Here is a 22,949-nt window from a genome sequence, read left to right as displayed (position 1 = left end):
AGCAACGGGGACGCTGTTACAATGGCGCCCATGTCTCCCTTCGAAGACCGCAAGCGCCTGCATTTCATCCTGGGCAACATCATCCTGGCGCTGGCGGCCGTCATGCTGCTGTTCATGGGCCAGCTCTGGGAGCTGATCGGCGGCTGGGCCCTGATCCTGTGGATGGCCATGGCCGCCGGCGGCGTTTACCTCGTGGCCAAGGACAAGGACATCGGGCCGCCGGGACCGCCGAATTAAAGGATGAAGGATGAAGGACGTTGGGAAGGTTGAAGGTGGAAGGATGAAGGTTGAATGAAACCACCCCTCAATGGCCCTCCCCATGAGGGGAGGGAAGTCAGGGATTACACTCCTCCTTCATCCTTCATCCTTCATCCTTCCCAAAACCCTTCAACCTTTACTGAAGAAAGTACCCGATCACCCGCCAGGAGTCGTCGTCCTGGCGCATAAGCACGACCAGCTCGGCTCCGCGGGCCTGCTGGTCGAACACGGAGCGGTACTCGAGCATCAGGTATTCGCCCTCGGGTGCGCCGGGCATGATGGTCTCCAGAGTCTGATCCTGCAGGGTGCGCTCGCGCACGGCCCCCATGTCCTCGCGGAACACTGCCATGCTCTCCCGCCACTCCTCCTCGCTGACCTCACCCTTGAACAGGTCCCCGGTCGCGGCCCAGCTGCCTGCGTAGTCGTTGGCGTCCACCAGGGCGAGCCAGCGTTCGGCCTCGCTCAGGGCGGCGGGGTCCACGCCGTCGTCATTCTCGGCAGTGGTCGACGGCCCGCAGGCGGCGAGCAGTGAAAGCGACAGCACAAGCAACAGGCCGATAGGGGCAATTCGATACATCATCCAGGGTCCTCGTTGATCAATCGGGATCCGGGCGGTCCCGTCACGCCCGGGGAGAGGCCCGAAAGCTTATCACGGCCGGGCCAGTGGTTCGCGGCAAGCCCGGACATCCAGTGCGGAGAGGCAGTCACCGTGCGCATCAATCAGCGCGGCCTGGAGGCGGTCACCGTCCTCGAAGCGGGCCACGCCTCCGGGCGTGCCGGTGAAGATCAGGTCGCCCGGCGTCAGGGTGAAGATGGTCGAGAGATAATGGATCAGGAAGGCGAGCCCGAAGGTCATGCCGTCCGTGCCCGCCTCCTGGCGCCGTTCGCCGTTCACCTCCAGGCGCAAGCCGAGCCGCTGCGGATCGTCCACGCGATGTGCGCTCGCGAAGCGCCCCACCGGCGCAAAGGTGTCGAATCCCTTGCCCACCGCCCAAGGGAGGCTCAGCTCGCGGGCGCGCTTCTGAAAGTCACGCGCCGTCACATCGATGCCGACCGCATAACCGCGAACACAGGACAGGCTTTCGGCCTCCGGAATATCGCGGCCATCCCATGCCTGCACACCGTCGCCCAGCAGCGCGACCATCTCCACCTCGTGATGTACGTCATCGCTCTGGCGCGGCAGACGAATCGGGCCACCGTCCGTCACCAGGGCAGTGTCCGGCTTGATGAACACTGCCGGGGACTCCGGCACGGGCGTGCCGCGTTCCCGGGCATGGGCCGCGTAGTTGTGACCAATGCAGAAGAGGGTGTGAACGAGTACGGACGTGCCGTCCTCGAGCAGGACGTGTGCCATGGGCATGTGCTCCAGCCGTGCGGTTGGGGCCCCATTCTATCGCTCCGGGAATTGGCTGTCGGCTATCAGCTATCAGCTATCAGCTATCAGCTGTCGGCTGAGTGCTGAGCGCTGCAAAGATTCGCTTCCGTTTCTCCGCTGAATTCAATCAAAACCGCGTCCCCTCACGTGCAGGCCGACGAAGAAGTTTCGGCCCGGCGCGGGCTCGTAGTAGCGGCCGAAGCCGGCGTTGGGGCGGATGTTGGAGAAGTAGTCTTCATCGAAGAGGTTGTTGAGCGCCACGAAGGCCTCCACGTCCCAGCCATTGCGGCGCAGCACGCGACCTGCGCGGACGTTCACCACGGTGGACGCGGAGACGCGTTCGGTGTTGGCGTTGTCCGCGTACTGACCGCCCTGGACCAGCAGGTCCGCGATGGCGTAATCGCGCCCCGGGCGCCAGGCCGCCTCCAGGAACAGCTGCTGGCGCGGGATCGCGGGCAGCCTGCGGCCGGACAGCGAAGTGCCCTCGTCATCGGTGAACTCGCGGAAGTGAAAGTCCGACCAGGTCCAGGCACCGGTCAGTGTCCAGTCCACCGTGGGGAACCATACCAGCCCCGCCTCGAGACCCTGACGCCGGGTGCGTCCGGCGTTTTCGTAGTACGTGCGGTCGTCGCCCGGGTCCTCCAGCTGGTAGGGGACCAGTTCGTCGCGCACGTCCACCCGGAACACCGCCACGTCGTACTGCACGCGACCGGCGAATCCCTTGAAGCCGAGTTCCAGGTTGCGCGCCTGCTGCGGCGACACCTCGGGATTGAACCCGCCGCCGTCGGGATTGGCGAACTCGGTGAAAGACGGCGTCTCGAAGGCCGTGCCCCAGGTGGCGTAGATGCGGTGCTGCGGCTGCCAGGCGTAGCTGGCGGAGACCAGTTGGCTGGTCTCAAGAAAATCCCGCTGCCCCGAATCGTCGCCATCGGCCAGGAAGCGGTCATCGATGGAGAAGCGCACGCGGTCCCGGCGCAGACCCAGGGTCACGTCGAGCCGTTCGGTAAGGTCCAGTTCCTGCTGTACGAACACGCCCGCCGCCTCGGCGATCTCGCGCTGATGCAACGCGAGATCGCCGCGCGCACCCTGCAGGTTATCGTAGCGGCGGCGCATGTCCCGCTGGCGCTCCAGATCGAGGCCCGCCGTCATGCGCCCGGACAGATCGCCGATGTGGTTGTCCCGGGTGTAGTGGATGCCGCCGCCGAAGAACTGGCGTTCGTACTGTACGATGCCACCGGATTCAAACGGCAGGCGGTTGTCGAAGTCGCGCCAGGTGTGAAAGACCCGGGCCTCGAGCCGCTCGGAGCCGGAGATATCGCCCCGGTAGACCAGGCCCGCACGCTGCTGGGTGACGGACTGCCCGGCATCGAAGGCCAGCGCATTGGGGGCGGCGGCGCGCCGATCATCGGCCACCTCGGCCGCGGTCAGGGCGCCGGGGTCATCGGTGCGCGGCGCATCCAGCAGCGTGACCACCCCCGTGAGGCGATGCGGCCCCGAAGGCACCCAGTCCGTGCGCGCGTGCAGGAGGCGTTTCTCGGCGCGGCTGTGGTCCCGGTACCCGTCCATGGCCAGGTCCCATGTGCTCAGGTGCCAGGCGGCGGCGTCACCTGAACCGCCCGCCTGCAGACCCAGGCGCCGGTAGCCATAACTGCCCGCTTCTGCGCGCGGCTGGAAGAAGGGCTCCGCCGGTCCGGAGCGCGTGGTGATGTCCAGCACGCCGCCGGTGGCATTGCCATGCAGCACCGAGGACGGACCGCGGATCACCTCGATGCGCTCCAGTGCCGTCAGGTCGATGGCGTCCACCTGCGACTGTCCGTCTGTGGTGGTCTCGGGCAATCCGTCCACGAGCATCTTGATGCCGCGGATCCCGAACGCCGCGCGCGCGCCGAAACCGCGCATGGACACACGCAGGTCCTGCGCGAAATTGTAGCGGTTCTGGGCGCTCACCCCGGGAACACGCACCAGGGCCTCGTCCAGCTGCAACCCCTGGCGCGCCTGTTCCAGATCCTCGCGCTCCACCACGCCAAGCGCCGCGGGCGTGTCGAGCCAGGGCCGTTCCAGGCGCGGGGCGGTGACGGTCACCGGCTCCAGTTCCACGGTCTCGGCAACAGCCTGGGCGCCATGCAGCCCGAGGACACACATGGCCAGGGCATTGATCCAGCGTTGCGTCATGGCTTTAACCCGGACATTGCACCAAGGATCGCGAATGATTGTGATCTCTGAGCCTGTCTCGTGCCGTCTCTGGAAGGAGAAGNNGGTTCGACTGAAGAGCAAGCGAGACAGGCTCAGAGGCTGCAAGCATCGCGATAGGCCGGCGGCGGTGTCCAAACTGTCGCCGCGCCTTGACGAACAGATGCGCTCATTTATTGCACGCACCCAGAGGGTTACACAAAGCCGCCGGCCGCCTTGGTGTAATGTCCGGGTTAGCCCGGACATTGCACCAGGCCCCGGACTATTGCTGCTCCAACGTCAGGTGCACGCTGGCCAGCCCTTCCCGGGCGTCACGTTCCAGCATCAAGCCGGTGACACGCACGGCGTAACGGCTTTCCAGGGTGGCGAGCCACAAGACAAGGTCATCGAGTGATGCGGCCTCGATCGATATCCGTGCTTGTCCGGACGGTTCTGCGCGGACTTCCGTCACTGTCCCTGCTACCGTGCCGTCACGGCGCACGTGCTCCATCAATTCGGCAAACGAACCCTCGTGAGGCCCCGCACCGACAGCTTCCGTCTGCGCCCGCAGACTGTGAGCGCGCTCGGCGGCCGCGTGCATCCAGGCCACGTCCCGGTAAAGGCCGCTGACCACCTGATCCATGTCCTTGGCCCGCACGTTCAACACCTGCCACGCCCACCCGTATGCCACCACGATGGCCAGCACCACCCCGCCGACCAGCAGGTTGCGCCGAAGCGGGGACCGGGAAGCGGAGGCCGGGGCGCTCACGGGCCGGCCCTCCGCAGTTGCACGCTGCTGTAGGCGTGTCCGTCCGTCGCGCGGGTCTGCGTGATCTCCACGGACCAGCCATCGGTGTAGGGGATGCGTTGTCTGAGGCGTTCCGGAGACTCGGCGCGATGATGGCGCAGTTCCAGGTCCAGTGAGCCCGGGCGGTAATCCAGGGTCTGAACCCGCAGGTCCGGCGTATCCACCATCAGGGGCGCGAGCCGCGCCAGCGCATCGTGGAACTCACCCGCCGACCCGGTCGTATCCCGGGTCAGATCCACCAGAGCGGCTTCCATGTCCCGCCGCGGCTGGCCGACCTCCCGGACACCATGCGCACTGCGATAGATCTCCCTGATGCGATCTTCCAGTATGGTCTGTTCATGCTCCTTGTAACGGATCTCGGTGTGCACCTGGATCAGGTGAACCCCGGCCCAGAGCACCACGACGATGACCGCAAACCGGCCCAGCACGCGAAAGCGGCCCGGACGCCGCCGGCCGTAGGGTCCCGTGAGCAGGTTGAGCGGCTCCTGTCCGGGCATCTCGCGGCCGATGATCTCCAGCAAGGATTCCTCGCTCACCTGCCGTTCTACCGGTAGCCGCCCGAAGGCGTCGGGTACATGCAGGGCCCTGTCAGTCTCCCATTCGGATCCGTGGCGCACGACCAGCAGGCGCCTGGGACCTTGCCCTCCATCCGAACTTGCCAGGTGATCGAGAACCCCTTCGGCGGCACGGCCACGCTCCAGGACGATCCCCCTGCCGGACCCGGTGTTCAGCCAGGCCCGGTCATCTTCCAGCCACAGCAGCCAGCCGCCCTGATCGTCCGCGGGCAGCACCGTGGTCTCGGGCACCATGGCCAGCGGGTGAATGCCCGCATCGGCCAGTCGCCGCACCCAGCCGTCCATCCAGTCGCGCGCCACTTCTGCCACGGGCGCCTTCTCATCGCCCCATGCCGGGGCCGCCACGCGATGCATGTCACCCTCCGCTTCCCGACCCCTGGCGGCCACTTCGGACCAGTCGACCCGCACGCGCGTGCCGGGTGCCAGTACCCGGACCGCGGGCACGGGCACGCTGCCGGCCAGGCCGGCTACCTTGTCGAGCCCGCCGACGCCCGACATCAGCAGATTGCCGGCGCTGTCCTGCAGCACGTAGGACACGGGGCCCTCGTCGTCCGGCAAGCGCAGCAGGAGTTGTCGCTGAATCATCCAGGTATCTCTTGCATGGGGTCGTCAGGGGCCCCATGCTACCAGAGCCGGCGGTTCGGCCGGGACGCCGCGGGCACCATGACGGGGTGCTGCACGGCAAATCTTTCCGGGGCGGTTGCGCAGGGCTCCCCGCCGTCACGGCGATGGGCTACACTTTGGATCGAAAATGAATGTCCGGCCGGTCACTGGCTGCAATGCCGACTCAGCAGCCGGCCGACCCGACGCACGCCTCAGGCAGGCGGCTGAACGGATGATCGGTGTCCGTCCGGATTCCTAGACTTCCTATTGGGGGATGCCTTAAGGATGCATGCCATGGATATCCGCAGACGTGGGGAGCGTCGTCGCTTCGGGAAGCATCCCGAGTTTCCGTTTCGGGACAGTGGGGGTCAGTGGGTGACGCAGAATCGGCGCCGCCTGGTGGACCGGCGTTTCAACCGCTCGGCGCTGGAGTCCCTGGAGGCCGCCCGCGAGGTGAACCTCGGGTCCCTGATGCTCCATTACCACGATCAGGTCGTGAACCTGCACGCGCGCAAGGATCCGTTCATCCTCGGCCGTCGCCAGACCTGCCACCTCGTGGCCAACCAGGACTTCGTGTCCCGGGAACATGCACGGATCGTCTTCCGCGACAACGACTTCGTGCTGATCGACCAGAGCCTCAACGGCACCTATGTGCGCCTGCACAACGGCGAAGTGGTGCACATCCACCAGGAGGAACTGGTCCTGACCGGATCGGGCTACATCAGCCTCGGCCAGACGCTCATGGAGAACGGCGACAACCTCATCTACTACTTCCACCGGGAACCGCAGCGCACCCGCATGGAAACAGGCACATAGATCGCCGGGGTTCAGACGAGAAGGGCGCCCTCCGGCGCCCTTTTTCATTTGGTCCCGGTGAGATGCGCGGGTCAGACTCAGGCCGCGGCCGACACCTCTTCGAGGAGCAGTGAGCGACCCCGCATCGCCTTGGGCTGGGGGATGCCCATGAGCTGCAGCACCGTGGGCGCCACCCCGCTCAGCCCGCCGCAGGAAGTGAGCCGCCAGCGGGCCTTGTCGATGATCATCAGGGGCACCGGGTACATGGTGTGCTGTGTATGGGGCTCGCCGGTCACCGGATCGACCATCTCGTCGCAGTTGCCGTGGTCTGCGGTCAGCACCACCGAGAACCCTCTCGCCACCGCGGCATCCAGTACCCGCCCCACCTGGGTGTCCATGGCCTCCACCGCGGCGATGACCGCGTCACGCACCGCCGTATGGCCCACCATGTCGCCATTGGCGAAATTCACCACGACGAAACCGTAGTGGCCGCTTTCGATGGCCTTGATGGTCTCGTCGGCCACCTCCCTGGCGCTCATCTCCGGCTGCAGGTCATACGTGGCCACGGGCGGCGAGGGCACCATGACGCGGTCCTCACCGGCGAAAGGCTCCTCCTTGCCGCCGTTGAAGAAGAAGGTGACGTGGGCGTACTTCTCGGTCTCCGCACAATGGAACTGGCGGATGCCTGCGGTGCTGATCACCTCGGCAAGCGTCACCGAGGGGCGCTCCGGCGGGAAGCCGATGGGCGACAGGAAACGCGGGTCGTACTCCGTCAGACAGGTCACGGAGACGGTCCGGAAATCGCCGCGATCAAAGGCCTTGAATTCGTCCAACCCCAGCGCCGCGGCCAGTTGCCGCGGGCGGTCGTTGCGGAAATTGAAGAACACCAGTGAGTCGCCGGGCCTGAGCATGCCCTCGGGATCAATGATGCGCGGCTGAATGAACTCGTCGGCCTCGCCGGCCTCGTAGGCGGCGCGGATCGCCTCGGCGGCGGACGCCGCCCGCTCCCCCTTGCCGTGAACGATGGCATCGAAGGCCTTTTGCGTGCGGTCCCAGCGCTTGTCGCGATCCATGGCGTAGTAACGCCCGCTCACCGTGGCCACGCGACCCCCGGCGGCTTCAAGCAGCGGCTCCAGGGCCTCCAGGTAGCTTGCGGCGCACTTGGGTGCGGTATCCCGGCCATCAGTGATCATGTGCACCAGGGGCGTCGCCTCCAGTTGCTGGCACAGGCGGATCAGGGCATGCAGGTGACGCACGTGACTGTGCACGCCGCCGTCGGACACCAGTCCGAGCAGGTGTACGGGCCGACCCGCATCCCGGGCGGCCAGAACAGCGCCGGTGAGCGCGGAATTCTCGAAGAAGCTACCGTCGCCGATGGCGTCGTCGATACGCACCAGGTCCTGGCGCACCACGGACCCGCAGCCCAGGGTCAGATGCCCCACCTCGGAGTTGCCCATCTGCCCGTCCGGCAGACCCACCGCGCGGCCGCACGCCTCCAGCACCGTATGGGGATGAGTGGACATGTACTCGTCCAGACGCGGTGTGCGGGCCTCCTGGACCGCGTTGTTCAGCTTGCTGGGATTCATGCCGAAACCGTCAAGAATCACCAGAAGCGTGGGGCAGCGGGGCGTCTTGTGCTCTTCGCTCATGGGGCTGTTCCGTCTCCATCCGGTTCATGTGTCCGGGCCCGGCCCGGGGCCCGCTCGGGGAGGCACATTCTAACAGCAAGCCGGGAATGCGTCGCGACGGAACACCGCGAGTCTAGCCCGCATATCTCACCGGGATCGCGGGAGCAGGCGAAGACGAGCCTGAACCGCGATCCCGGTGAGATATGCGGGCTAGAGTCAGCGGGTGGCGGAGGTTCAGGTCCGGTCGTCGCCCTTGTCCTTGTCGGGCTTGCCGGTGGTCCCGGCGTCGTCGCGAGACGGTTCGGCCTCGTCGTCCTTGTCCCCGGATGCACCGGTCTCATCGGTTGGCGTCTCTTCGGGCGCGCGCCAGCCACGTGACTGTTCCTCGGCGAGGCGGTCCAGCTCCGCATCCATCTCCTCCTCGCTCAGCGGACGATACTCATCATCCTCCGGGGCAGCAGGGCGCTCCTGCGCGGCGGAAGCGGCGCCGCTTGCGGCAGCCGCGGCACCGGCCGGCGCCGGGCCCGGACGCGGACCCGTTGCGGCCCGTGCGGCACCGCCCTCGTCGAGATCATCCTGATCCCAGCCCGAGTCGTCTGCCCCTTCCGCCGCTGCGGCCTCGCGCGCCCGGCGGCGCTGCATCATGCGCGACAGCACCAGACCCACCTCGAACAGCAGCCACATGGGCAACGCCAGCAGGGTCTGGGAGATGATGTCCGGCGGCGTAAGCACCATGCCTACCACGAACACGCCGATGATCACGTAGGGACGCTTGGCCGCCAGTTTCTCGGGCGTCGTGGCGCCCATGGACACCAGCAGGATGGTGGCCACCGGCATCTCGAAGGCGATGCCGAAGGCGATGAACAGCATGATCACGAAATCCAGGTAGCGCGCGATATCCGTCATCACCGCCACGCCTTCCGGGGCCGTGCTGGTGAAAAAGGCGAAGATCAGCGGGAAGACCACGAAATACGCGAACGCCATGCCCGCGTAGAAGAGCAGGGTGCTGGAGATCACCAGCGGCACCGCCATGCGCTTCTCGTGGCGGTACAGTCCCGGCGCTACGAAACCCCATATTTGGTAGAGCAGGTAGGGGATGGTGAGCACCACGGCCAGCAGCAGCACCAGCTTGAACGGGATCAGGAAGGGGGCCGCCACCTCAATGGCGATCATGCTGCTGCCTTCCGGCAGATGCACCATCAGCGGCCCGGCCAGCAGCGTGTAGATCTGGTTGGCGAAGGGGAACAGCAGCAGGAACACCACCAGGATGGCGAGCACGATGCGCAACAGCCGGTTGCGCAGCTCGAACAGGTGGCTCAGTAGTGTCCCTTCGGCCTGCGAGCCGTCGGTTTCCGGCCGCTCAGCTTTGGGACTCATCACGATCCTTTCGTGCGGGAGGCGTCTCGGCGGTACTCGGTGCGTTGGCGGTCTTCTCCGAGGCATCCGCCTTGCGCTGCTTCACGAGTTCGGTGGCCTCGGACTCGAAGTCGCCACCGGTGGAGGCGTCGGGTTCGTCCTTGACTTCTTTCTCGATGGACTTCACCAGGTAGGAGGTCTCTTCCACCTCACTGCGCAGGCTCTCCTCGGTGTCCTTCATCATGTCCTTTAGCTGACTGATCTCCTTGTTCTGTTCATTGAGCAGTTTGCGCAGCTCTTCGGTCTGGAATTCCTGCTCGATATCCGAGCGCACGCTGCTCACGAAGCTGCGCATCTTGCGCACCCAGAGCCCCGCCTCGCGGGCGAGTCCGGGCAGACGGTCCGGACCCACGACCAGCAGGGCCACCAGCAGGATGATGAGAATTTCCCAGAAGCCGATGTCGAACATGGCAATGCTCTGCCGCCACGATCACGCAGCCGCGCTGTGCGCGTCGTGACCGGGGGGAATCAGGCCTGGCGTTCCTTGTCCTTGGCGTCGGATTCCTTCTTGACCTCGGCGTCGATCACCCGGCCCTCGGTCTGGTCCTCGACCTCGCGGCGCTGCGTGGTGTCTTCGCCCTCTTCCTTGTCGGCATCGTCGCCTTCGCGAACCGATTTGCGGAAACTCTTGATGGCGCTGCCGAGATCGCCGCCCATGTTGCGCAGCTTCTTGGTGCCGAACAGAAGAACGACGATCACCAGAATGATCAGGAGCTGCCAGATGCTGATGCCACCAATACCCATGATGCTTTCTCCGAAATGTATGCCTGTATTCAGTTAATGATTGTTATTTGTTTGCGGCCCGGCCGGCCTTCTCGTCGATCCCCGAGACGCCGAACCGGCGCTGCAGTTCGGCGAGCACGTCCTCCGGCCCGAGGCCCTGGTGCGCCAGCATCACAAGGCAGTGAAACCACAGATCCGCCGTCTCGTGGACCAGCTGGGCGGCATCCCCGCCCTTGGCGGCGATCACCGTTTCGGTCGCCTCCTCGCCCACCTTCTTGAGGATGGCGTCGAGCCCCTTGGCATACAGACCCGCCACGTAGGAGCTGTCCGGCGCTGCCTGCTTGCGTTCCTCCAGCACCCGGGCGAGCTCGCTGAGCACCGCATCACCGCCGGTCATGACTTGCCACCATACATCTCTCCGGGGTCCTTGAGCACCGGCTCGACCACCCGCCAGCCGCCCTCCTCGAAGCGCTGATAAAAACAGTTGTGCCTACCCGTGTGACAGGCGATCCCGCCGCGCTGTTCCACCTCCAGCAGCAACGTGTCCCCGTCACAATCGAGCCGAATCTCCACCACCCGCTGGGTGTTGCCCGAGCTCTCGCCCTTGTGCCACAGGCGCTGGCGCGAGCGTGACCAGTAGACGGCCTCGCCGGTGGCCAGGGTGCGCTGAAGGGATTCCCGGTTCATCCAGGCAAGCATCAGGACCTTGCCGGTGCCCGTCTCCTGAGCAATGGCAGGAATCAGGCCGTCCGGGTTCCAGTGAATCGTGTCTAGCCAGTCTGGGGACATGAGGTGCTCGGGCGGCGGATCCGGCGCAATCTGCGACTTTATACGCTAATGGCGGAAGTTTAAACCACGCGGCATCCCGGGCCGGACCGCCGGGGCCGGTTCAAAGGCGCACTTCCACGCCCCTTTCCGCCATGTAGTGCTTGGCCTCACCCACGGTGTGCTGGCCGAAATGGAAGATGCTCGCCGCCAGGACGGCATCGGCGTGCCCCAGGGTGACGCCGTCCACCAGATGCTGCAGGGTCCCCACCCCGCCGGAGGCGATGACGGGCACGCGCACGGCGTCGGAGACGGCGCGGGTGAGTTCAATGTCAAAGCCCTGTCGGGTGCCGTCACGGTCCATGCTGGTGAGCAGGATCTCGCCAGCCCCGCAGGCCACCATGCGGCGCGCCCAGTCCACGGCATCGAGCCCGGTGTGCTTGCGGCCGCCGTGGGTGAAGATCTCCCACTGCGGCGGTTCGTCCGGTGCGGACACGCGCTTTGCGTCGATGGCCACCACGATGCACTGGGACCCCACCCGCTCGGCCGCCTCGCGCACGAACTCCGGGTTGTAGACCGCGGCGGTGTTGATGGACACCTTGTCGGCGCCGGCGTTGAGCAGCCGGCGGATGTCCTCCACCCGGCGGATGCCACCACCCACGGTCAGGGGGATGAACACCTGCGAGGCCACTTCCTCCACCACGTGCACCATGGTCTCGCGTTCGTCATGGCTCGCGGTGATGTCCAGGAAGGTGATCTCGTCGGCGCCCTCGGCGTCGTAACGCTGGGCGATCTCCACGGGATCGCCGGCGTCGCGGATCTCCACGAAGTTGACGCCCTTGACCACGCGGCCGCGGTCGACGTCGAGACAGGGGATGATGCGTTTGGCTAGCATAAGGGGAAAGGTACAAGGGACAAGGGACAAGGGTTGAAGGCCAGGGGTTTTTCCCCCTGTACCTTGTATCTTTTCCCTTGTAACTGAATTTCAACTATCCGCAAGTTTCTGGGCTTCGGCGAGGTCGATGGTGCCCTCGTAGAGGGCGCGGCCGACGATCACGCCGTCGATGCCTTCGTCGCTGACCTCGCACAGGCGGCGGATGTCGTCGAGGCTGGTCACGCCGCCGGAGGCGATCACGGGCACGTGCACGGCCTGGGCGAGCTTCACCGTGGAGTCCACGTTCACGCCCTGCATCATGCCGTCGCGGGAGATGTCGGTGTAGATGATGGCCGCCACGCCGTCCTGCTCGAAGTGCACGGCCATGTCGATCACGTCGTGGTTGGAGAGCTTGGACCAGCCGTCGATGGCCACCTTGCCGTCCTTCGCGTCCAGGCCGACGATGATGCGCCCGGGGAACTCCAGGCACATGTCATTGACGAAGTGCGGCGCGCTCACCGCCTTGGTGCCGATGATGACCCACTGTACCCCTGCTTCCAGATAGACCTGCACCGTGTCGTCGTCGCGGATGCCGCCGCCCACCTGCACGGGCAGGTCCGGATAGCGCTCGACGATCTCGCTGATGATGCCGGCGTTGCGCGGCTCGCCGGACACCGCCCCGTCCAGGTCCACCACGTGCAGGCGCCGCGCACCCGCCTCCAGCCAGCGTCCCGCGACTTCCACGGGATCGTCCGAAAAGACGGTGGCATCATCCATCCTGCCCTGGCGGAGGCGCACGCACTTGCCGTCCTTGAGGTCAATGGCCGGTATCACCAACATGCCCGTATCTCCCACGAAACTCATGTTCACTCCTTGCCGTCCCAGCGCATGAAATTTCTCAGCAGCGTGAGGCCGGGGGCCGCACTCTTTTCCGGATGGCACTGGATGGCGAAGATATTTTCTCTGGCGATGGCCGACGTGAAACGAATGCCGTAGTCGGTGGAGGCGGCCACCAGAGCGGGGTCACCGGCCTCCAGGTAATAGCTGTGTACGAAATAGAAGCGACTGTCCTGGGCGATGCCCCGCCACAGGGGATGATCGGTTTCCTGATGTACCTGGTTCCAGCCCATGTGGGGAATCTTCAGCCGGAGACCGTCGTCCGGCCCCCGCAGATCCTCTCCGAAAAACCGCACCCGACCCCCCAGCACGCCGAGACAATCGGTGCCTCCGTTCTCCTCACTATAGTCCACGAGCACCTGCATGCCCATGCAGATGCCGAGAAAGGGACGATCCAGAGCCACCCCCTTCAACACCCGGTCCAGCCCGCGGGCGGTCAGGGCCGCCATGCAGTCCCGGGCGGCCCCCTGGCCCGGAAACACCACCCGCTCGGCCTCGCCGATCGTCGCGGCGTCCTCGGTGAGCAACACGCGGGTGCCCGAAGGCGCCTCATGCTCCAGGGCCTTGACCACGGAGCGCAGGTTGCCCATGCCGTAATCGACCACTGCCACGGTGTTCATTTCAGGGTAATCCGGGGGCTTTCGGGGTGTCGTGGGTTGTCCGGCCTGTTCAGAGGCTTCCCTTGGTGGAGGGCGTGGCGCCCTGGATACGCGGGTCCGCCTCGGCGGCCATGCGCAGCGCCCGGCCGAAGGCCTTGAAGACAGTCTCGGCCACATGGTGGGCATTGCGCCCGCGCAGGTTGTCGATGTGCAGGGTCACGCCGGCGTGATTGACGAAGCCCTGGAAGAACTCTCCGAACAGGTCCACGTCGAACTCGCCGATGCGGGCCCTGGGGAAATCCACGTGATACTCCAGGCCGGGGCGGCCGGAGAAGTCCACCACCACCCGGGACAGCGCCTCGTCCAGGGGCACGTAGGCGTGCCCGTAGCGACGGATGCCCTTCTTGTCCCCGAGCGCCCTGGCCATGGCCTGGCCCAGCGTGATGCCGATATCCTCGACCGTATGGTGGGCGTCGATGTGCAGGTCCCCCTTGGCCTCGACGGACAGATCCATGACGCCGTGTCGCGCCACCTGGTCGAGCATGTGCTCGAGAAAGGGGACACCGGTGTCAAAGCTGCCCTGTCCGGATCCGTCCAGGTCGACGCGCACACGGATCCGGGTTTCCAGGGTGTCCCGGGAGACTTCGGCGATTCGCTCGGACATGCTGGCTTGAGGTGAATCCGCAGTGGGGTAACGGGCGTTCATCATAGCACAGGCACCTGTTTGGACACGGTATTATTACTTTGGGGCAGGTTGTGGGGTTGACCACCCTGGGGTATCTTGGAGACGCGCCGGCCCAGCGCCGCGAGCCAGGGACCCCGAAGCAGATGCCGCCCAACAACATCATCGACCTCCACGGACTCAAGCAGGCCTGCAGCAGTTGCAGCCTCCATGACCTGTGCATCCCGATGGGCGTCAGCGACCAGGAGCTCGAGGCCCTGGAACGAATCATCAACCGCCGGCGCCCCCTGCACCGGGGGGACTACCTGTACCGCCCGGGGGACAGCATGGAGGCCCTCTACGCCGTGCGTTCCGGGTCGGTCAAGACCTCGGCGTTGAGTGACGACGGACAGGAACAGGTCACCGGTTTCCACCTCCCCGGAGAACTGCTGGGCCTCGACGCCATCAGCGACGGCACCCACCCCTGTGCGGCACGGGCGCTCGAAACCACTTCCGTGTGCGAGATCCCCTTTGAACGGCTTGAGGAACTCGCAGGCCGGATCCCGGGCCTGCAACGCCAGCTGTTTCGCATCATGAGCCGGGAAATCCAGTCCGACGAACACCTGATGACGCTGCTTGCCAAGAAGTCGTCGGATGCGCGCCTGGCCGCCTTTCTGCTGAGCCTCTCCAGCCGCTTCGGCAAACGCGGCTTCTCACGTCAGGAGTTCAACCTGACCATGTCCCGCAACGACATCTCCAACTATCTGGGGCTGGCGGTGGAGACGGTCAGCCGCCTGTTCACCCGCTTCCAGGAGAACGGCCTGCTGGCCGTGGACCGCAAGCTGGTGAAGATTCTCGACATGGACCGGCTGCACCAGGTCGCCGGCGCCCAGGCCGTGGACGAACCCCGCTCGGGCAAGAAGGGCGGCTGACTATAAACCGAATTCAAGGTTCAACATTCAAGATTCAAGGGGTTCAGCCCCCCTTTGAATCTTGAATCTTGAATCTTGAATCGCCTTCCTCACCCCTCAATCCAGAACGTCACCGGCCCGTCATTCACCAGGCTCACCCGCATGTGGGCGCCGAAGCGTCCCGTGGCCACCTGCGGGTGGGCGACGCGCGCCCGTGCCACCAGTTCCTCGAAGAGCCGGCGGCCGGCCTGCGGGTCGGCGGCGGGGGTGAAGCTGGCGCGCATGCCCTTGCGGGTGTCCGCGGCCAGCGTGAACTGGGGCACCAGCAACAGTCCCCCGCCCGTGTCGTTCAGGCTCAGGTTCATCCTTCCCGCCGCGTCCTCGAACAGGCGATAGCCCAGGATGCGCTCCAGCAGGCGCGCGGCACGGGCCTCGGTGTCGGCCCGCTGGACACCCACCAGGGCCAGGATGCCCGGCCCGATCTCGCCCACCGTCTCGTCTTCCACCGCCACCGAGGCCCGGGTGACCCGCTGCAGCAGTGCGATCACCCGAAGCGCTCCGCGAGTTCGTCCGTGGTCCGCACCAGAGCATCCACGATACCCGGCTCGCCCGCGGAGTGGCCGGCGTCCGGAATGATCTCCAGCCGGGCGCCGGGCCACGCCGCGTGCAGGGCAAAGGCCTGGTCCGGCGGGCACACCACGTCATAACGGCCGTGGACGATGGCGCCGGGGATATGCGCCAGACGATGGGCGTCACGCAACAGCTGATCCGGCGCCAGGAAGGCATCATTGATGAAGTAGTGACATTCGATGCGGGCAAGGCTCAGCGCCACGTGCGGGTCCTGGAAGTGACCGACCACCGCCGGGTTGGGCAACAACGTGGCGGCACGCCCTTCCCACTCGGACCAGGCCTTGGCCGCGGCCATGCGTGCCACCTCGTCCTCGCCCGTGAGCCGCTTGTAATAGGCAGCCACCATGTCGGCGCGTTCGGCTTCCGGGATGGGGGCCAGAAAATCCGCCCAGTAATCGGGAAACAGACGCCCGGCACCCGCCTGGTAGAACCACTGGATATCCTGAGGCCGGCACAGGAAGATGCCGCGCAGCACGAGCCCCAGCACCCGCTCCGGATGCGTCTCGGCGTAGGCCAGCGCCAGGGTGGAGCCCCAGGACCCCCCGAACACCACCCAGCGGTCGATCTCCAGATGCTCGCGGATGCGCTCCATGTCCGCCACCAGGTGCCCGGTAGTGTTGTCCTCCAGGGCGGCGTGCGGCCTCGAACGGCCGCAGCCGCGCTGGTCGAAGAGCACGATCCGGTAGCGGGCCGGATCGAAGAATCGCCGATGCCAGGGCTCGCATCCCGCCCCGGGACCCCCGTGCAGGAACACCACGGGCAGGCCGTCCGACCGTCCGCAGATTTCCAGGTGGAGCCGGTGCGGATCGTCTACAGGGAGGGTTTCAACGCGATGGGGTTCGATGGGTGGATAGAGCGTTCTCATGGGAAATCCGTTGCTTGTGCTCGACAGGCGCCGGGTTCGGGGCTGGCCCGGCATCCGGGACCCCGGACAGGCCTCGCCCCCCGAAAAGCGTCCGTGTAGGCCAAATCCTACAAGGATTTGTGGAAGATTCTCACAAAAACCCGGTTTTTGCCCACTTCCACCCCTTGCACCAAAGGCGGATCATTTTCCTGCAACCACGGAGGGGAGGACCCAGGACATCCGGGCATTCCCGGCAGGACGCCGGGCCCGGGCGTGGCAGGGATGTCACCACGGAGCTTCATTCACCAATTGGCCAGGACGGCCCGGACCCCGGCACAGGAGTGCCGGGGTCTTTTTTCTTCAGCACTCAGCACTCAGCACTCAGCACTCAGCAATCAGCATTCAGCTTTCCCACTTCCAAATTCCCACTTCTCACTTCAAAACAGCCAGTCATCCAGGACCCCGTGTGCATCTTCCACCCCCTCGCGCCGGAGGGCGGAAAAGGGCTGTACGGTGGCCTCGATGCCTGCCTCACCCAGGGCGGCGGCCACCTGCCGGGCGGTGTCCATGGCGGGGCCGCGGCGCAGCTTGTCGGCCTTGGTAAGCAACACGTGGACCGGGAGTCCACGCGCCGCTGCCCAGCCGAGCATCTCGCGGTCCTGCCCGGTCAGGGGGTGGCGGATGTCCATGACCACCACCAGCCCGACCAGGGATTGGCGTTCACTCAGGTAGCGGGACATCAGGCGGCGCCAGGCGTCGCGCATCGCCACCGGCACCCGGGCATAACCGTAGCCCGGCAGGTCCACCAGCCGGCGCTGCCCGTCCAGGGAAAAGAAATTGATCATCTGGGTCCGACCCGGCGTCTTGCTGGTGCGGGCCAGGGACCGTTGGTCGCACAGCACGTTGATGGCGCTGGACTTGCCCGCGTTGGACCGACCGGCAAAGGCGACTTCGCGCCCCTCGTCGGGCGGCAGGCCCTTGATCCGGGCCGCGCTGGTGAGGAAACGGGCCTGACGGTAGAGGGGATTCAAGGGGTGCTCCGGCGGGGTCTCGGGGCCCGGGGCAGCGCCCCTGAAGCTTTTGCGGGTGAGGGGTGTTTGTGGTATACAGTCCGCCATTTTTCGACATTCACCGCCCCCGGGTCAACGCGCCGGGTTTGTCCTGTCGGTCACCTTACCAGATTACTTTTGTCTTGAAGCTCAGGAGTGAATCCACGATGAAGAAGTATGGCGTGATCGTCCTGGCCGCCGTCGGCCTGTCCCTGTCCGCCCCGCTGATGGCGGACGCCGGTGACCCGACCCGCGGCAAGGAACTTTCCGCGGCCTGTGCCGCCTGTCATGGCGAGGACGGCAACAGCGTCAATCCGGAGTGGCCGAAGCTCGCCGGACAGGGAAAGCCCTATCTGTTCAAGCAGCTCATGGACTACAAGGAAGGGCGCCGCGAGAACGCCATCATGGCCGGCCAGGTGGCGGGCCTGAGCGAGCAGGATATGCGTGATCTGGCCGCCTTTTACGCCGAACAAAGCACCACCACGGAGACCGCTGACGAAGCGATGGTGGAACTGGGTGAGCAGGTCTACCGGGGCGGAAACGCCGCCACCGGCGTGCCTGCCTGCATCGCCTGCCACGGCCCCAACGGTGCCGGTAACCCGGCGGCCATGTTCCCCAAGGTGGCAGGTCAGCACGCCCAGTACAGTGCCGACCAGCTGCGCCAGTTCCGCGACAACGCGCGCGCCAACGATGCCGGGCGAATGATGCGCAACACCGTGCGGCGCATGACGGACGAGGAGATCGAGGCGGTCTCACAGTACATGGCCGGATTGAGTCGGGACTGAACCACCGGGTGTCATGTCAGGTCCGGGACACGACACTAGCCGCCCCGTTTCGTCTGCAGTGCACCCGGCTCCCTCCCGGTTGCAGGTGAACTTGTGGCATGTTCGCAGTCAAACCACAGTGGCCCGCGTTGGTAAAGGGGGTCCCTGGCCGGAGAGGGGCCCCATAGGGTCGGCCCCGGCCTCGATGGGAGATGAGTAGGTAAATGAGCAGTACCACTGTCGAGACCCGGCGCCAGCCCAGGGGACGCTCCACTACGGTCATCGTTCTGGAGTTCCTGGGTTCCATGAATCTGGCCATCACGCTGCTGGTGGCCGTCGGCATTGCATCCATCATCGGCACGGTTCTGGAACAGAACCGCCCCTACCAGGAATACCTGCTGAATTTCGGACCGTTCTGGCACGAGATCTTCGCCGGCATGGCCCTGTACGACGTGTACTCCGCCGGCTGGTTCCTGTTCATCATGACGTTCCTGGTGACATCGACCGCCGTGTGCGTGTACCGGCATGCCCCGTCCATGATCCGGGAGATGCGCCAGTTCCGCCTGTCGGTGAAGGAAAAGTCGCTGCGCAGCTTCCGGCACAACGTCGCGCTGGACCTGGAGTCACCCCCCGACGCCGTGCTTGACAGGGCCCGTCGGGCCCTGACCAGCCGCGGCTACCGGGTCAGGGTCAAGGACCACGGTGACCACCAGGTGATGTCCGCCATGAAGGGGGCCACCAACCGCCTGGGGTATCTCTTCACCCACGTCGCCATCGTGGTCATCTGCGTGGGCGCCCTGCTGGACGGGCGCATGCCCCTGAAGCTGGCCGAGCTCACCGGCCGCCTGGTGGTGGAAACCCGCGACATCCCGGCCTCGCAGGTGCCGGCCATCAGCCGGCTCGGCCCCAACAACCCCTCGTTTCGCGGCGGCGTGGAGCTGGCCGAGGGCCAGAGCGCGGGCATCGTGTTCATCACCGTGCGCGACGGCTACGTGGTACAGGAACTGCCCTTCCGGGTGGAGGTTCGCGAATTCCGCATGGAGCATTTCGATACCGGGACACCGCGCCTGTTCGAGAGCGATCTGGTCATCTACGACGACGATCTGGACGAGCCCCTGGAGCACACCATCCGCGTGAACCACCCCCTCATTTACAAGGGTCACGCCATCTACCAGGCCAGCTTCGCCGACGGCGGCTCCGAGCTGAATTTCAACATCTGGCCGTTCGGGCCCCGGGGCGTGGAGCCTGTGCAGTTCGAAGGCAAGGTGTTCGAGAACTATCCCATGGAGGTGGATGGCCACGGGAACTGGCTGGTGGAGATTATGAATCTGGAGGTGCACAACTCCAACCGGTTTATCGACGATGACGGTAAGGCGGTGACGCGCCACCTGGGTCCCAGTGTGCACCTGCGTCTGCGCAACCAGGCCGGCGAATCCTGGGAGTTCGAGAACTACATGTACCCGGTAGAAGAGGAGGGCCGCCTGTTCTTTCTGAGCGGCATGCGCGAGGATGCCACACAGGAGTTCCGCTTCCTGCACATTCCCGTGGCGCCGGGCCATGAACGGCTGATAGACCTCCGGCCAGATCAGGCACGCGCCGACCACATGGGCGACCCTGTCATGGGGGCCGGCCCCGGCCCTACGGGCATCGAACGCTTCATGACCTTCCAGGCCATGCTCAGCAACCCCGAGGTGATCGAGCGGGTGGTGCAGCAGTCCGTCACCTCCGGCGCCATGCCCGTGGGTGACGAGGCCATGCAGACTCAGGTGGCGCAGACCATGGGGCGCCTGTTGAACGTGTTCGCCCAGGGTGGCTACGACGCCCTGGCCCATGAGATCGAGACGCGTACGCCCCCGGATCAGGTGGAGCAGGTCACGGACGTGTTCGTGCGCGTCCTTCACGCCGGCCTGCAGGCCCTCTACCTGGAGGTGCTGGCCGAGGAAGGCGTGGAGCAAATCTCCGAGGCGGACATGGTGTTCCTCGAGGACGCCGTAAGCGCAATCAATGCCGCCCGATTCTATGGCGCACCGGTGTTTTTCCAGTTGGCCGATTTCAACCACATCGAGGCCTCCGGCCTGATGATCACCAAAGCCCCCTACAAGAATGTGGTCTATTTCGGCAGCGCCATGCTGACCCTCGGCATCTTCCTGCTGTTCTACGTGGCCCACCGGCGTGTCTGGGTCTGGGTCAAGCCGGGAGAACAGGGCAGCCGCGCGGTGCTGGCTGGTACCAGCAACCGGAATATGGTGGAATTCGGGAAGGAGTTTCAGCAGCTGTCCGCCGCCGCCCTGGGCCATCGGCCCGGTGCAGACACCCAAGAGTCTCCCGAAAAGACCCCCTGACGGCTGCCCACTAACCGCCGCATGCGATGTACTGGAGAGGTGCAATAGATGTCTGTCCCCCACGAAGCGATCGAGATTGAATCACCCGGCTTTTTTCGCAGCCTGAGCACCCGCGACTGGGCGTGGGGGGTGTTCGTGGTTGCCGCAACCACGTTCATCCTGGCCGTCTACGGGGAGCGCATGGACCGCTACGAGATCGGCGTGCTGCTGCTGAGTGCGGGGGGCACAGTCTGGATGGGCTGGTACTGGCGCGCATTTCAGCCGTACGCCATCGTGGTGGGCGCGTTGTCGCTCATCGGCGTGCTGAGTTACGGGGGAGTATTCAGCGGCACGGGCGATCTTGCGCGCAACGAGACCAATTTCTTCCTCAAGTACCTGGTGTCCGGCCAGTCGGCCACCATGTGGATGTGTGCGCTGTACTTCGCCGCCACCACCGCATACCTGGCCAGCCTGTTCCGCTACAAGGACGGCACGCCGGCCCTGCGGCCCGCCCTGACGATCATGGCGGTGACCGGCCTGATCGGTGCCGGCTTCTGGTATGTCGGCTCATCCAACATGGTCTCGGGCGTGGAGTTCATTGCCCCCATGTTCCTGATCCTGACCGCCGCCGCCTTCATCGGCCTGTTCGCGCGCAGCGACTTCCCGGCCCAGGTGGGCACCGCACTGGCATGGGCCGGCTCGGTCATGGGCCTGGCCGGCCTGTTCGTGCGCTGGCGCGAGACCTTCCTGCACGATGCCACCTGGGGTTACATCCCGGTGAGCAACCTCTACGAGGTCTTCATCCTGTTCGCCGTGATGACGACGCTGATGTACCTCTACTACGAGCAGCGCAGCCGCAGCCAGGCCATGGGCGGTTTCGTGATGCTGGTGGTCAGCGCCTCGGTGGCTTTCCTGCTGTGGTATATCACCGACCGCCAGGCGCACATCGTGGAGCCGCTGGTGCCGGCGCTGCAGAGCTGGTGGATGAAGATCCACGTGCCCACCAATTTCGTCGGCTACGGCGGCTTCGCCATCGCCGCCATGCTGGGCGTGGCCTACCTGCTGCGCGCACGCGGCGAGCGGGTCAACCCGAATGGTCTGCTGGCCACCCGCCTGCCGTCGAGAGAGGTCATCGACGACGTCAGCTACAAGGCCATCGCCATCGGCTTTGCTTTCTTCACCATCGCCACCATCCTGGGCGCCCTGTGGGCGGCCGAGGCCTGGGGCGGCTACTGGTCCTGGGACCCGAAGGAGACCTGGGCGCTGATCGTTTGGCTCAACTATGCGGCCTGGCTGCACATGCGCTTCACCAAGGGCTGGCGCGGCGTCGGCATGGCGTGGTGGTCCATCGGCGGACTGTTCATCACCACGTTCGCGTTCCTGGGCGTGAACATGTTCCTCTCGGGCCTGCATTCCTACGGTGAACTCTGAGGCGGCACATGACACGCACACTCACACGACTCCTGACACTGGTTGCTCTTTCCAGCCTGCTGGCGCTGGGGGCGAAGGCCAACGAACCGGCCGAGGGCATCGACTACCAGGTCATCGACCCGGTCCCCACCCAGGCCGAAGCGGGCCGGGTGGAGGTGGTCGAACTGTTCTGGTACGGCTGTCCGCACTGCTACAACTTCGAGCCGCACGTGCACCAGTGGAAGGAACGCCACGCGGACAACGTGACCTTCCGTTACATCCCGGCGGTGTTCAACGACCTCTGGGCCTTCCACGCCCGTGTGTTCTACGCCGCCGAGGCCCTGGATCTGCTGGACACGCTGCACACGCCGTTCTTCCATGCCATCCATGCACAAGGTCGTCGCATGGCCGACGAACGCTCCGTGCTGCGCTTCGTTGAGCAGCAAGGGGTCGATCCCGCCAGGTTCCGTGCCGCGATGATCTCGGACGAGGTCACGGCCAAGGTGCGCGAGGCCATCCAGATGACCCGCGAGTACCGCATCGAGGGGGTGCCCGCGGTGGTGGTCGACGGGCGGCACCTGGTCAGCCCGAGCATGAGCGGCAGTTTCGAGAGAATGGTCGGGGTCATGGACTACCTGGTGGAACGGGCTGCGCAGGAGACCACCGCATCGCGCCAGTGAACCGCGCGGGTGGATCCGTGTGGTTTAGCACGCCCCGCCATCCGTCGTGTCCGATGAACCATCCGGTGCACAGCCGGTTGCACGGTCCGTGCGCCATGGGACAATGGAGGTCCCGTTGAACCATCCACCCGTTGGCCAGTCTGATGCGTTGACCGCAGACAATGAGTGACCCCTGCCCCGTGAAAGCCGAGCCC

24 protein-coding genes and 1 pseudogene are annotated in these 22,949 nt (G+C 65.6%); 7 read left to right on the top strand and 18 right to left on the bottom strand.

What is annotated here, in order from left to right; genetic code table 11:
* Nucleotides 1-30 precede the first annotated feature (30 nt).
* On the top strand, nucleotides 31-237 hold the full coding sequence (locus B1C78_RS12955) for a hypothetical protein (RefSeq protein ID WP_077279610.1): 207 nt from the start codon (nucleotides 31-33) through the stop codon (nucleotides 235-237).
* 157 nt (nucleotides 238-394) lie between these two features.
* Here B1C78_RS12955 and B1C78_RS12950 read toward each other — a convergent pair whose 3' ends face one another.
* The 5 genes from B1C78_RS12950 to gspL all read right to left on the bottom strand — a co-directional run bounded on the left by B1C78_RS12950 (nucleotide 395) and on the right by gspL (nucleotide 5,770).
* On the bottom strand, nucleotides 395-838 hold the full coding sequence (locus B1C78_RS12950; protein ID WP_077279590.1) for a DUF4019 domain-containing protein: 444 nt from the start codon (nucleotides 836-838) through the stop codon (nucleotides 395-397).
* 69 nt (nucleotides 839-907) lie between these two features.
* Nucleotides 908-1,612: a fumarylacetoacetate hydrolase family protein gene (locus B1C78_RS12945; protein WP_077279589.1), complete on the bottom strand. Its 705-nt coding sequence runs from the start codon at nucleotides 1,610-1,612 to the stop codon at nucleotides 908-910.
* Between the two features lie 144 nt (nucleotides 1,613-1,756).
* Nucleotides 1,757-3,775, bottom strand: a complete 2,019-nt coding sequence (locus tag B1C78_RS12940) for a TonB-dependent receptor family protein (RefSeq protein WP_425443978.1) — start codon at nucleotides 3,773-3,775, stop codon at nucleotides 1,757-1,759.
* A 310-nt stretch (nucleotides 3,776-4,085) separates the two neighbouring features.
* Nucleotides 4,086-4,571, bottom strand: coding sequence for a type II secretion system protein GspM (gspM, locus tag B1C78_RS12935; protein WP_175628308.1), 486 nt, complete (start codon nucleotides 4,569-4,571; stop codon nucleotides 4,086-4,088).
* Nucleotides 4,568-5,770: a type II secretion system protein GspL gene (gene gspL, locus B1C78_RS12930; protein WP_077279586.1), complete on the bottom strand. Its 1,203-nt coding sequence runs from the start codon at nucleotides 5,768-5,770 to the stop codon at nucleotides 4,568-4,570. Before gspL ends, gspM begins: the two co-directional genes overlap by 4 nt.
* Nucleotides 5,771-6,082: 312 nt before the next feature.
* Here gspL and B1C78_RS12925 point away from each other — a divergent pair, with 312 nt between their 5' ends.
* Entirely contained in the window at nucleotides 6,083-6,604 is a 522-nt protein-coding gene (locus B1C78_RS12925) for an FHA domain-containing protein (protein WP_077279609.1), read from the top strand.
* A 77-nt stretch (nucleotides 6,605-6,681) separates the two neighbouring features.
* Here the strand turns inward: B1C78_RS12925 and gpmI are convergent, their stop codons facing one another.
* The 10 genes and pseudogenes from gpmI to hisB all read right to left on the bottom strand — a co-directional run bounded on the left by gpmI (nucleotide 6,682) and on the right by hisB (nucleotide 14,149).
* Complete coding sequence (gene gpmI, locus B1C78_RS12920) at nucleotides 6,682-8,232, bottom strand: 2,3-bisphosphoglycerate-independent phosphoglycerate mutase (protein WP_077279585.1); 1,551 nt, start codon at nucleotides 8,230-8,232, stop codon at nucleotides 6,682-6,684.
* 213 nt (nucleotides 8,233-8,445) lie between these two features.
* On the bottom strand, nucleotides 8,446-9,588 hold the full coding sequence (gene tatC / locus B1C78_RS12915; RefSeq protein ID WP_077279584.1) for a twin-arginine translocase subunit TatC: 1,143 nt from the start codon (nucleotides 9,586-9,588) through the stop codon (nucleotides 8,446-8,448).
* Between the two features lie 174 nt (nucleotides 9,589-9,762).
* Nucleotides 9,763-10,036 (bottom strand): annotated as a pseudogene (tatB, locus tag B1C78_RS18085) (Sec-independent protein translocase protein TatB); the annotation flags it as partial.
* Between the two features lie 59 nt (nucleotides 10,037-10,095).
* Nucleotides 10,096-10,371 (bottom strand): twin-arginine translocase TatA/TatE family subunit, encoded by a 276-nt coding sequence (tatA, locus tag B1C78_RS12905; protein WP_077279582.1) that lies wholly within the window; start codon nucleotides 10,369-10,371, stop codon nucleotides 10,096-10,098.
* 43 nt (nucleotides 10,372-10,414) lie between these two features.
* Complete coding sequence (locus B1C78_RS12900) at nucleotides 10,415-10,747, bottom strand: phosphoribosyl-ATP diphosphatase (RefSeq protein ID WP_077279581.1); 333 nt, start codon at nucleotides 10,745-10,747, stop codon at nucleotides 10,415-10,417.
* Nucleotides 10,744-11,139: a phosphoribosyl-AMP cyclohydrolase gene (gene hisI, locus B1C78_RS12895; protein WP_077279580.1), complete on the bottom strand. Its 396-nt coding sequence runs from the start codon at nucleotides 11,137-11,139 to the stop codon at nucleotides 10,744-10,746. Before hisI ends, B1C78_RS12900 begins: the two co-directional genes overlap by 4 nt.
* A gap of 100 nt (nucleotides 11,140-11,239) precedes the next feature.
* Nucleotides 11,240-12,010, bottom strand: a complete 771-nt coding sequence (hisF, locus tag B1C78_RS12890) for an imidazole glycerol phosphate synthase subunit HisF (protein ID WP_077279579.1) — start codon at nucleotides 12,008-12,010, stop codon at nucleotides 11,240-11,242.
* Between the two features lie 90 nt (nucleotides 12,011-12,100).
* A complete protein-coding gene (gene hisA, locus B1C78_RS12885; RefSeq protein ID WP_077279608.1) occupies nucleotides 12,101-12,829 on the bottom strand; it encodes a 1-(5-phosphoribosyl)-5-[(5-phosphoribosylamino)methylideneamino]imidazole-4-carboxamide isomerase in 729 nt (242 codons plus the stop codon).
* Nucleotides 12,830-12,855: 26 nt separating this feature from the next.
* A complete protein-coding gene (gene hisH / locus B1C78_RS12880) occupies nucleotides 12,856-13,506 on the bottom strand; it encodes an imidazole glycerol phosphate synthase subunit HisH (protein ID WP_077279578.1) in 651 nt (216 codons plus the stop codon).
* 49 nt (nucleotides 13,507-13,555) lie between these two features.
* Nucleotides 13,556-14,149: an imidazoleglycerol-phosphate dehydratase HisB gene (hisB, locus tag B1C78_RS12875; RefSeq protein WP_077279607.1), complete on the bottom strand. Its 594-nt coding sequence runs from the start codon at nucleotides 14,147-14,149 to the stop codon at nucleotides 13,556-13,558.
* A gap of 164 nt (nucleotides 14,150-14,313) precedes the next feature.
* Between hisB and fnr the strand changes: the two genes are divergently transcribed.
* Nucleotides 14,314-15,078 (top strand): fumarate/nitrate reduction transcriptional regulator Fnr, encoded by a 765-nt coding sequence (gene fnr / locus B1C78_RS12870; RefSeq protein ID WP_077279577.1) that lies wholly within the window; start codon nucleotides 14,314-14,316, stop codon nucleotides 15,076-15,078.
* A gap of 89 nt (nucleotides 15,079-15,167) precedes the next feature.
* On the opposite strand, the gene dtd is transcribed toward fnr, so the two are convergent.
* From dtd to yihA, 3 genes are all read right to left on the bottom strand, one after another.
* The gene (gene dtd, locus B1C78_RS12865) at nucleotides 15,168-15,605 is read right to left on the bottom strand and encodes a D-aminoacyl-tRNA deacylase (protein ID WP_077279576.1); all 438 of its coding nucleotides are present in this window, start codon (nucleotides 15,603-15,605) and stop codon (nucleotides 15,168-15,170) included.
* On the bottom strand, nucleotides 15,602-16,552 hold the full coding sequence (gene pip, locus B1C78_RS12860) for a prolyl aminopeptidase (protein ID WP_077279575.1): 951 nt from the start codon (nucleotides 16,550-16,552) through the stop codon (nucleotides 15,602-15,604). Before pip ends, dtd begins: the two co-directional genes overlap by 4 nt.
* Before the next feature lie 416 nt (nucleotides 16,553-16,968).
* Nucleotides 16,969-17,562 (bottom strand): ribosome biogenesis GTP-binding protein YihA/YsxC, encoded by a 594-nt coding sequence (yihA, locus tag B1C78_RS12855; RefSeq protein ID WP_077279574.1) that lies wholly within the window; start codon nucleotides 17,560-17,562, stop codon nucleotides 16,969-16,971.
* Nucleotides 17,563-17,747: 185 nt separating this feature from the next.
* On the opposite strand from yihA, the gene B1C78_RS12850 reads away from it, so the two are divergent.
* From B1C78_RS12850 to B1C78_RS12835, 4 genes are all read left to right on the top strand, one after another.
* The gene (locus B1C78_RS12850; protein ID WP_077279573.1) at nucleotides 17,748-18,365 is read left to right on the top strand and encodes a c-type cytochrome; all 618 of its coding nucleotides are present in this window, start codon (nucleotides 17,748-17,750) and stop codon (nucleotides 18,363-18,365) included.
* 203 nt (nucleotides 18,366-18,568) lie between these two features.
* Nucleotides 18,569-20,686, top strand: coding sequence for a cytochrome c biogenesis protein ResB (locus tag B1C78_RS12845; protein WP_077279572.1), 2,118 nt, complete (start codon nucleotides 18,569-18,571; stop codon nucleotides 20,684-20,686).
* Nucleotides 20,687-20,734: 48 nt separating this feature from the next.
* Nucleotides 20,735-22,096, top strand: coding sequence for a c-type cytochrome biogenesis protein CcsB (gene ccsB, locus B1C78_RS12840; protein ID WP_139349928.1), 1,362 nt, complete (start codon nucleotides 20,735-20,737; stop codon nucleotides 22,094-22,096).
* Nucleotides 22,097-22,104: 8 nt separating this feature from the next.
* On the top strand, nucleotides 22,105-22,755 hold the full coding sequence (locus B1C78_RS12835) for a thiol:disulfide interchange protein DsbA/DsbL (RefSeq protein ID WP_077279571.1): 651 nt from the start codon (nucleotides 22,105-22,107) through the stop codon (nucleotides 22,753-22,755).
* Nucleotides 22,756-22,949 lie beyond the last annotated feature (194 nt).

The organism is Thioalkalivibrio denitrificans (assembly GCF_002000365.1).
Taxonomy (GTDB): domain Bacteria; phylum Pseudomonadota; class Gammaproteobacteria; order Ectothiorhodospirales; family Ectothiorhodospiraceae; genus Thioalkalivibrio_A; species Thioalkalivibrio_A denitrificans.
The sequence above is the reverse complement of the archived record's forward strand: the minus strand, read 5'-3'. Positions and strand labels throughout refer to the sequence as shown.

Excerpts from the sequence above, each read along its gene's own strand:
- B1C78_RS12925 (WP_077279609.1), top strand. The coding sequence starts at position 6,083 with ATGGATATCCGCAGACGTGGGGAGCGTCGTCGCTTCGGGAAGCATCCC.
- B1C78_RS12900 (WP_077279581.1), bottom strand. The coding sequence starts at position 10,747 with ATGACCGGCGGTGATGCGGTGCTCAGCGAGCTCGCCCGGGTGCTGGAG.
- fnr (WP_077279577.1), top strand. The coding sequence starts at position 14,314 with ATGCCGCCCAACAACATCATCGACCTCCACGGACTCAAGCAGGCCTGC.
- B1C78_RS12835 (WP_077279571.1), top strand. The coding sequence starts at position 22,105 with ATGACACGCACACTCACACGACTCCTGACACTGGTTGCTCTTTCCAGC.
- gpmI (WP_077279585.1), bottom strand. The coding sequence starts at position 8,232 with ATGAGCGAAGAGCACAAGACGCCCCGCTGCCCCACGCTTCTGGTGATT.
- tatA (WP_077279582.1), bottom strand. The coding sequence starts at position 10,371 with ATGGGTATTGGTGGCATCAGCATCTGGCAGCTCCTGATCATTCTGGTG.
- B1C78_RS12950 (WP_077279590.1), bottom strand. The coding sequence starts at position 838 with ATGATGTATCGAATTGCCCCTATCGGCCTGTTGCTTGTGCTGTCGCTT.
- B1C78_RS12845 (WP_077279572.1), top strand. The coding sequence starts at position 18,569 with ATGAGCAGTACCACTGTCGAGACCCGGCGCCAGCCCAGGGGACGCTCC.
- B1C78_RS12940 (WP_425443978.1), bottom strand. The coding sequence starts at position 3,775 with ATGTGTGTCCTCGGGCTGCATGGCGCCCAGGCTGTTGCCGAGACCGTG.
- B1C78_RS12850 (WP_077279573.1), top strand. The coding sequence starts at position 17,748 with ATGAAGAAGTATGGCGTGATCGTCCTGGCCGCCGTCGGCCTGTCCCTG.
- B1C78_RS12955 (WP_077279610.1), top strand. The coding sequence starts at position 31 with ATGTCTCCCTTCGAAGACCGCAAGCGCCTGCATTTCATCCTGGGCAAC.
- gspL (WP_077279586.1), bottom strand. The coding sequence starts at position 5,770 with ATGATTCAGCGACAACTCCTGCTGCGCTTGCCGGACGACGAGGGCCCC.
- pip (WP_077279575.1), bottom strand. The coding sequence starts at position 16,552 with ATGAGAACGCTCTATCCACCCATCGAACCCCATCGCGTTGAAACCCTC.
- ccsB (WP_139349928.1), top strand. The coding sequence starts at position 20,735 with ATGTCTGTCCCCCACGAAGCGATCGAGATTGAATCACCCGGCTTTTTT.
- hisB (WP_077279607.1), bottom strand. The coding sequence starts at position 14,149 with ATGTCCGAGCGAATCGCCGAAGTCTCCCGGGACACCCTGGAAACCCGG.
- hisI (WP_077279580.1), bottom strand. The coding sequence starts at position 11,139 with ATGTCCCCAGACTGGCTAGACACGATTCACTGGAACCCGGACGGCCTG.
- hisA (WP_077279608.1), bottom strand. The coding sequence starts at position 12,829 with ATGTTGGTGATACCGGCCATTGACCTCAAGGACGGCAAGTGCGTGCGC.
- hisH (WP_077279578.1), bottom strand. The coding sequence starts at position 13,506 with ATGAACACCGTGGCAGTGGTCGATTACGGCATGGGCAACCTGCGCTCC.
- tatC (WP_077279584.1), bottom strand. The coding sequence starts at position 9,588 with ATGAGTCCCAAAGCTGAGCGGCCGGAAACCGACGGCTCGCAGGCCGAA.
- B1C78_RS12945 (WP_077279589.1), bottom strand. The coding sequence starts at position 1,612 with ATGGCACACGTCCTGCTCGAGGACGGCACGTCCGTACTCGTTCACACC.
- hisF (WP_077279579.1), bottom strand. The coding sequence starts at position 12,010 with ATGCTAGCCAAACGCATCATCCCCTGTCTCGACGTCGACCGCGGCCGC.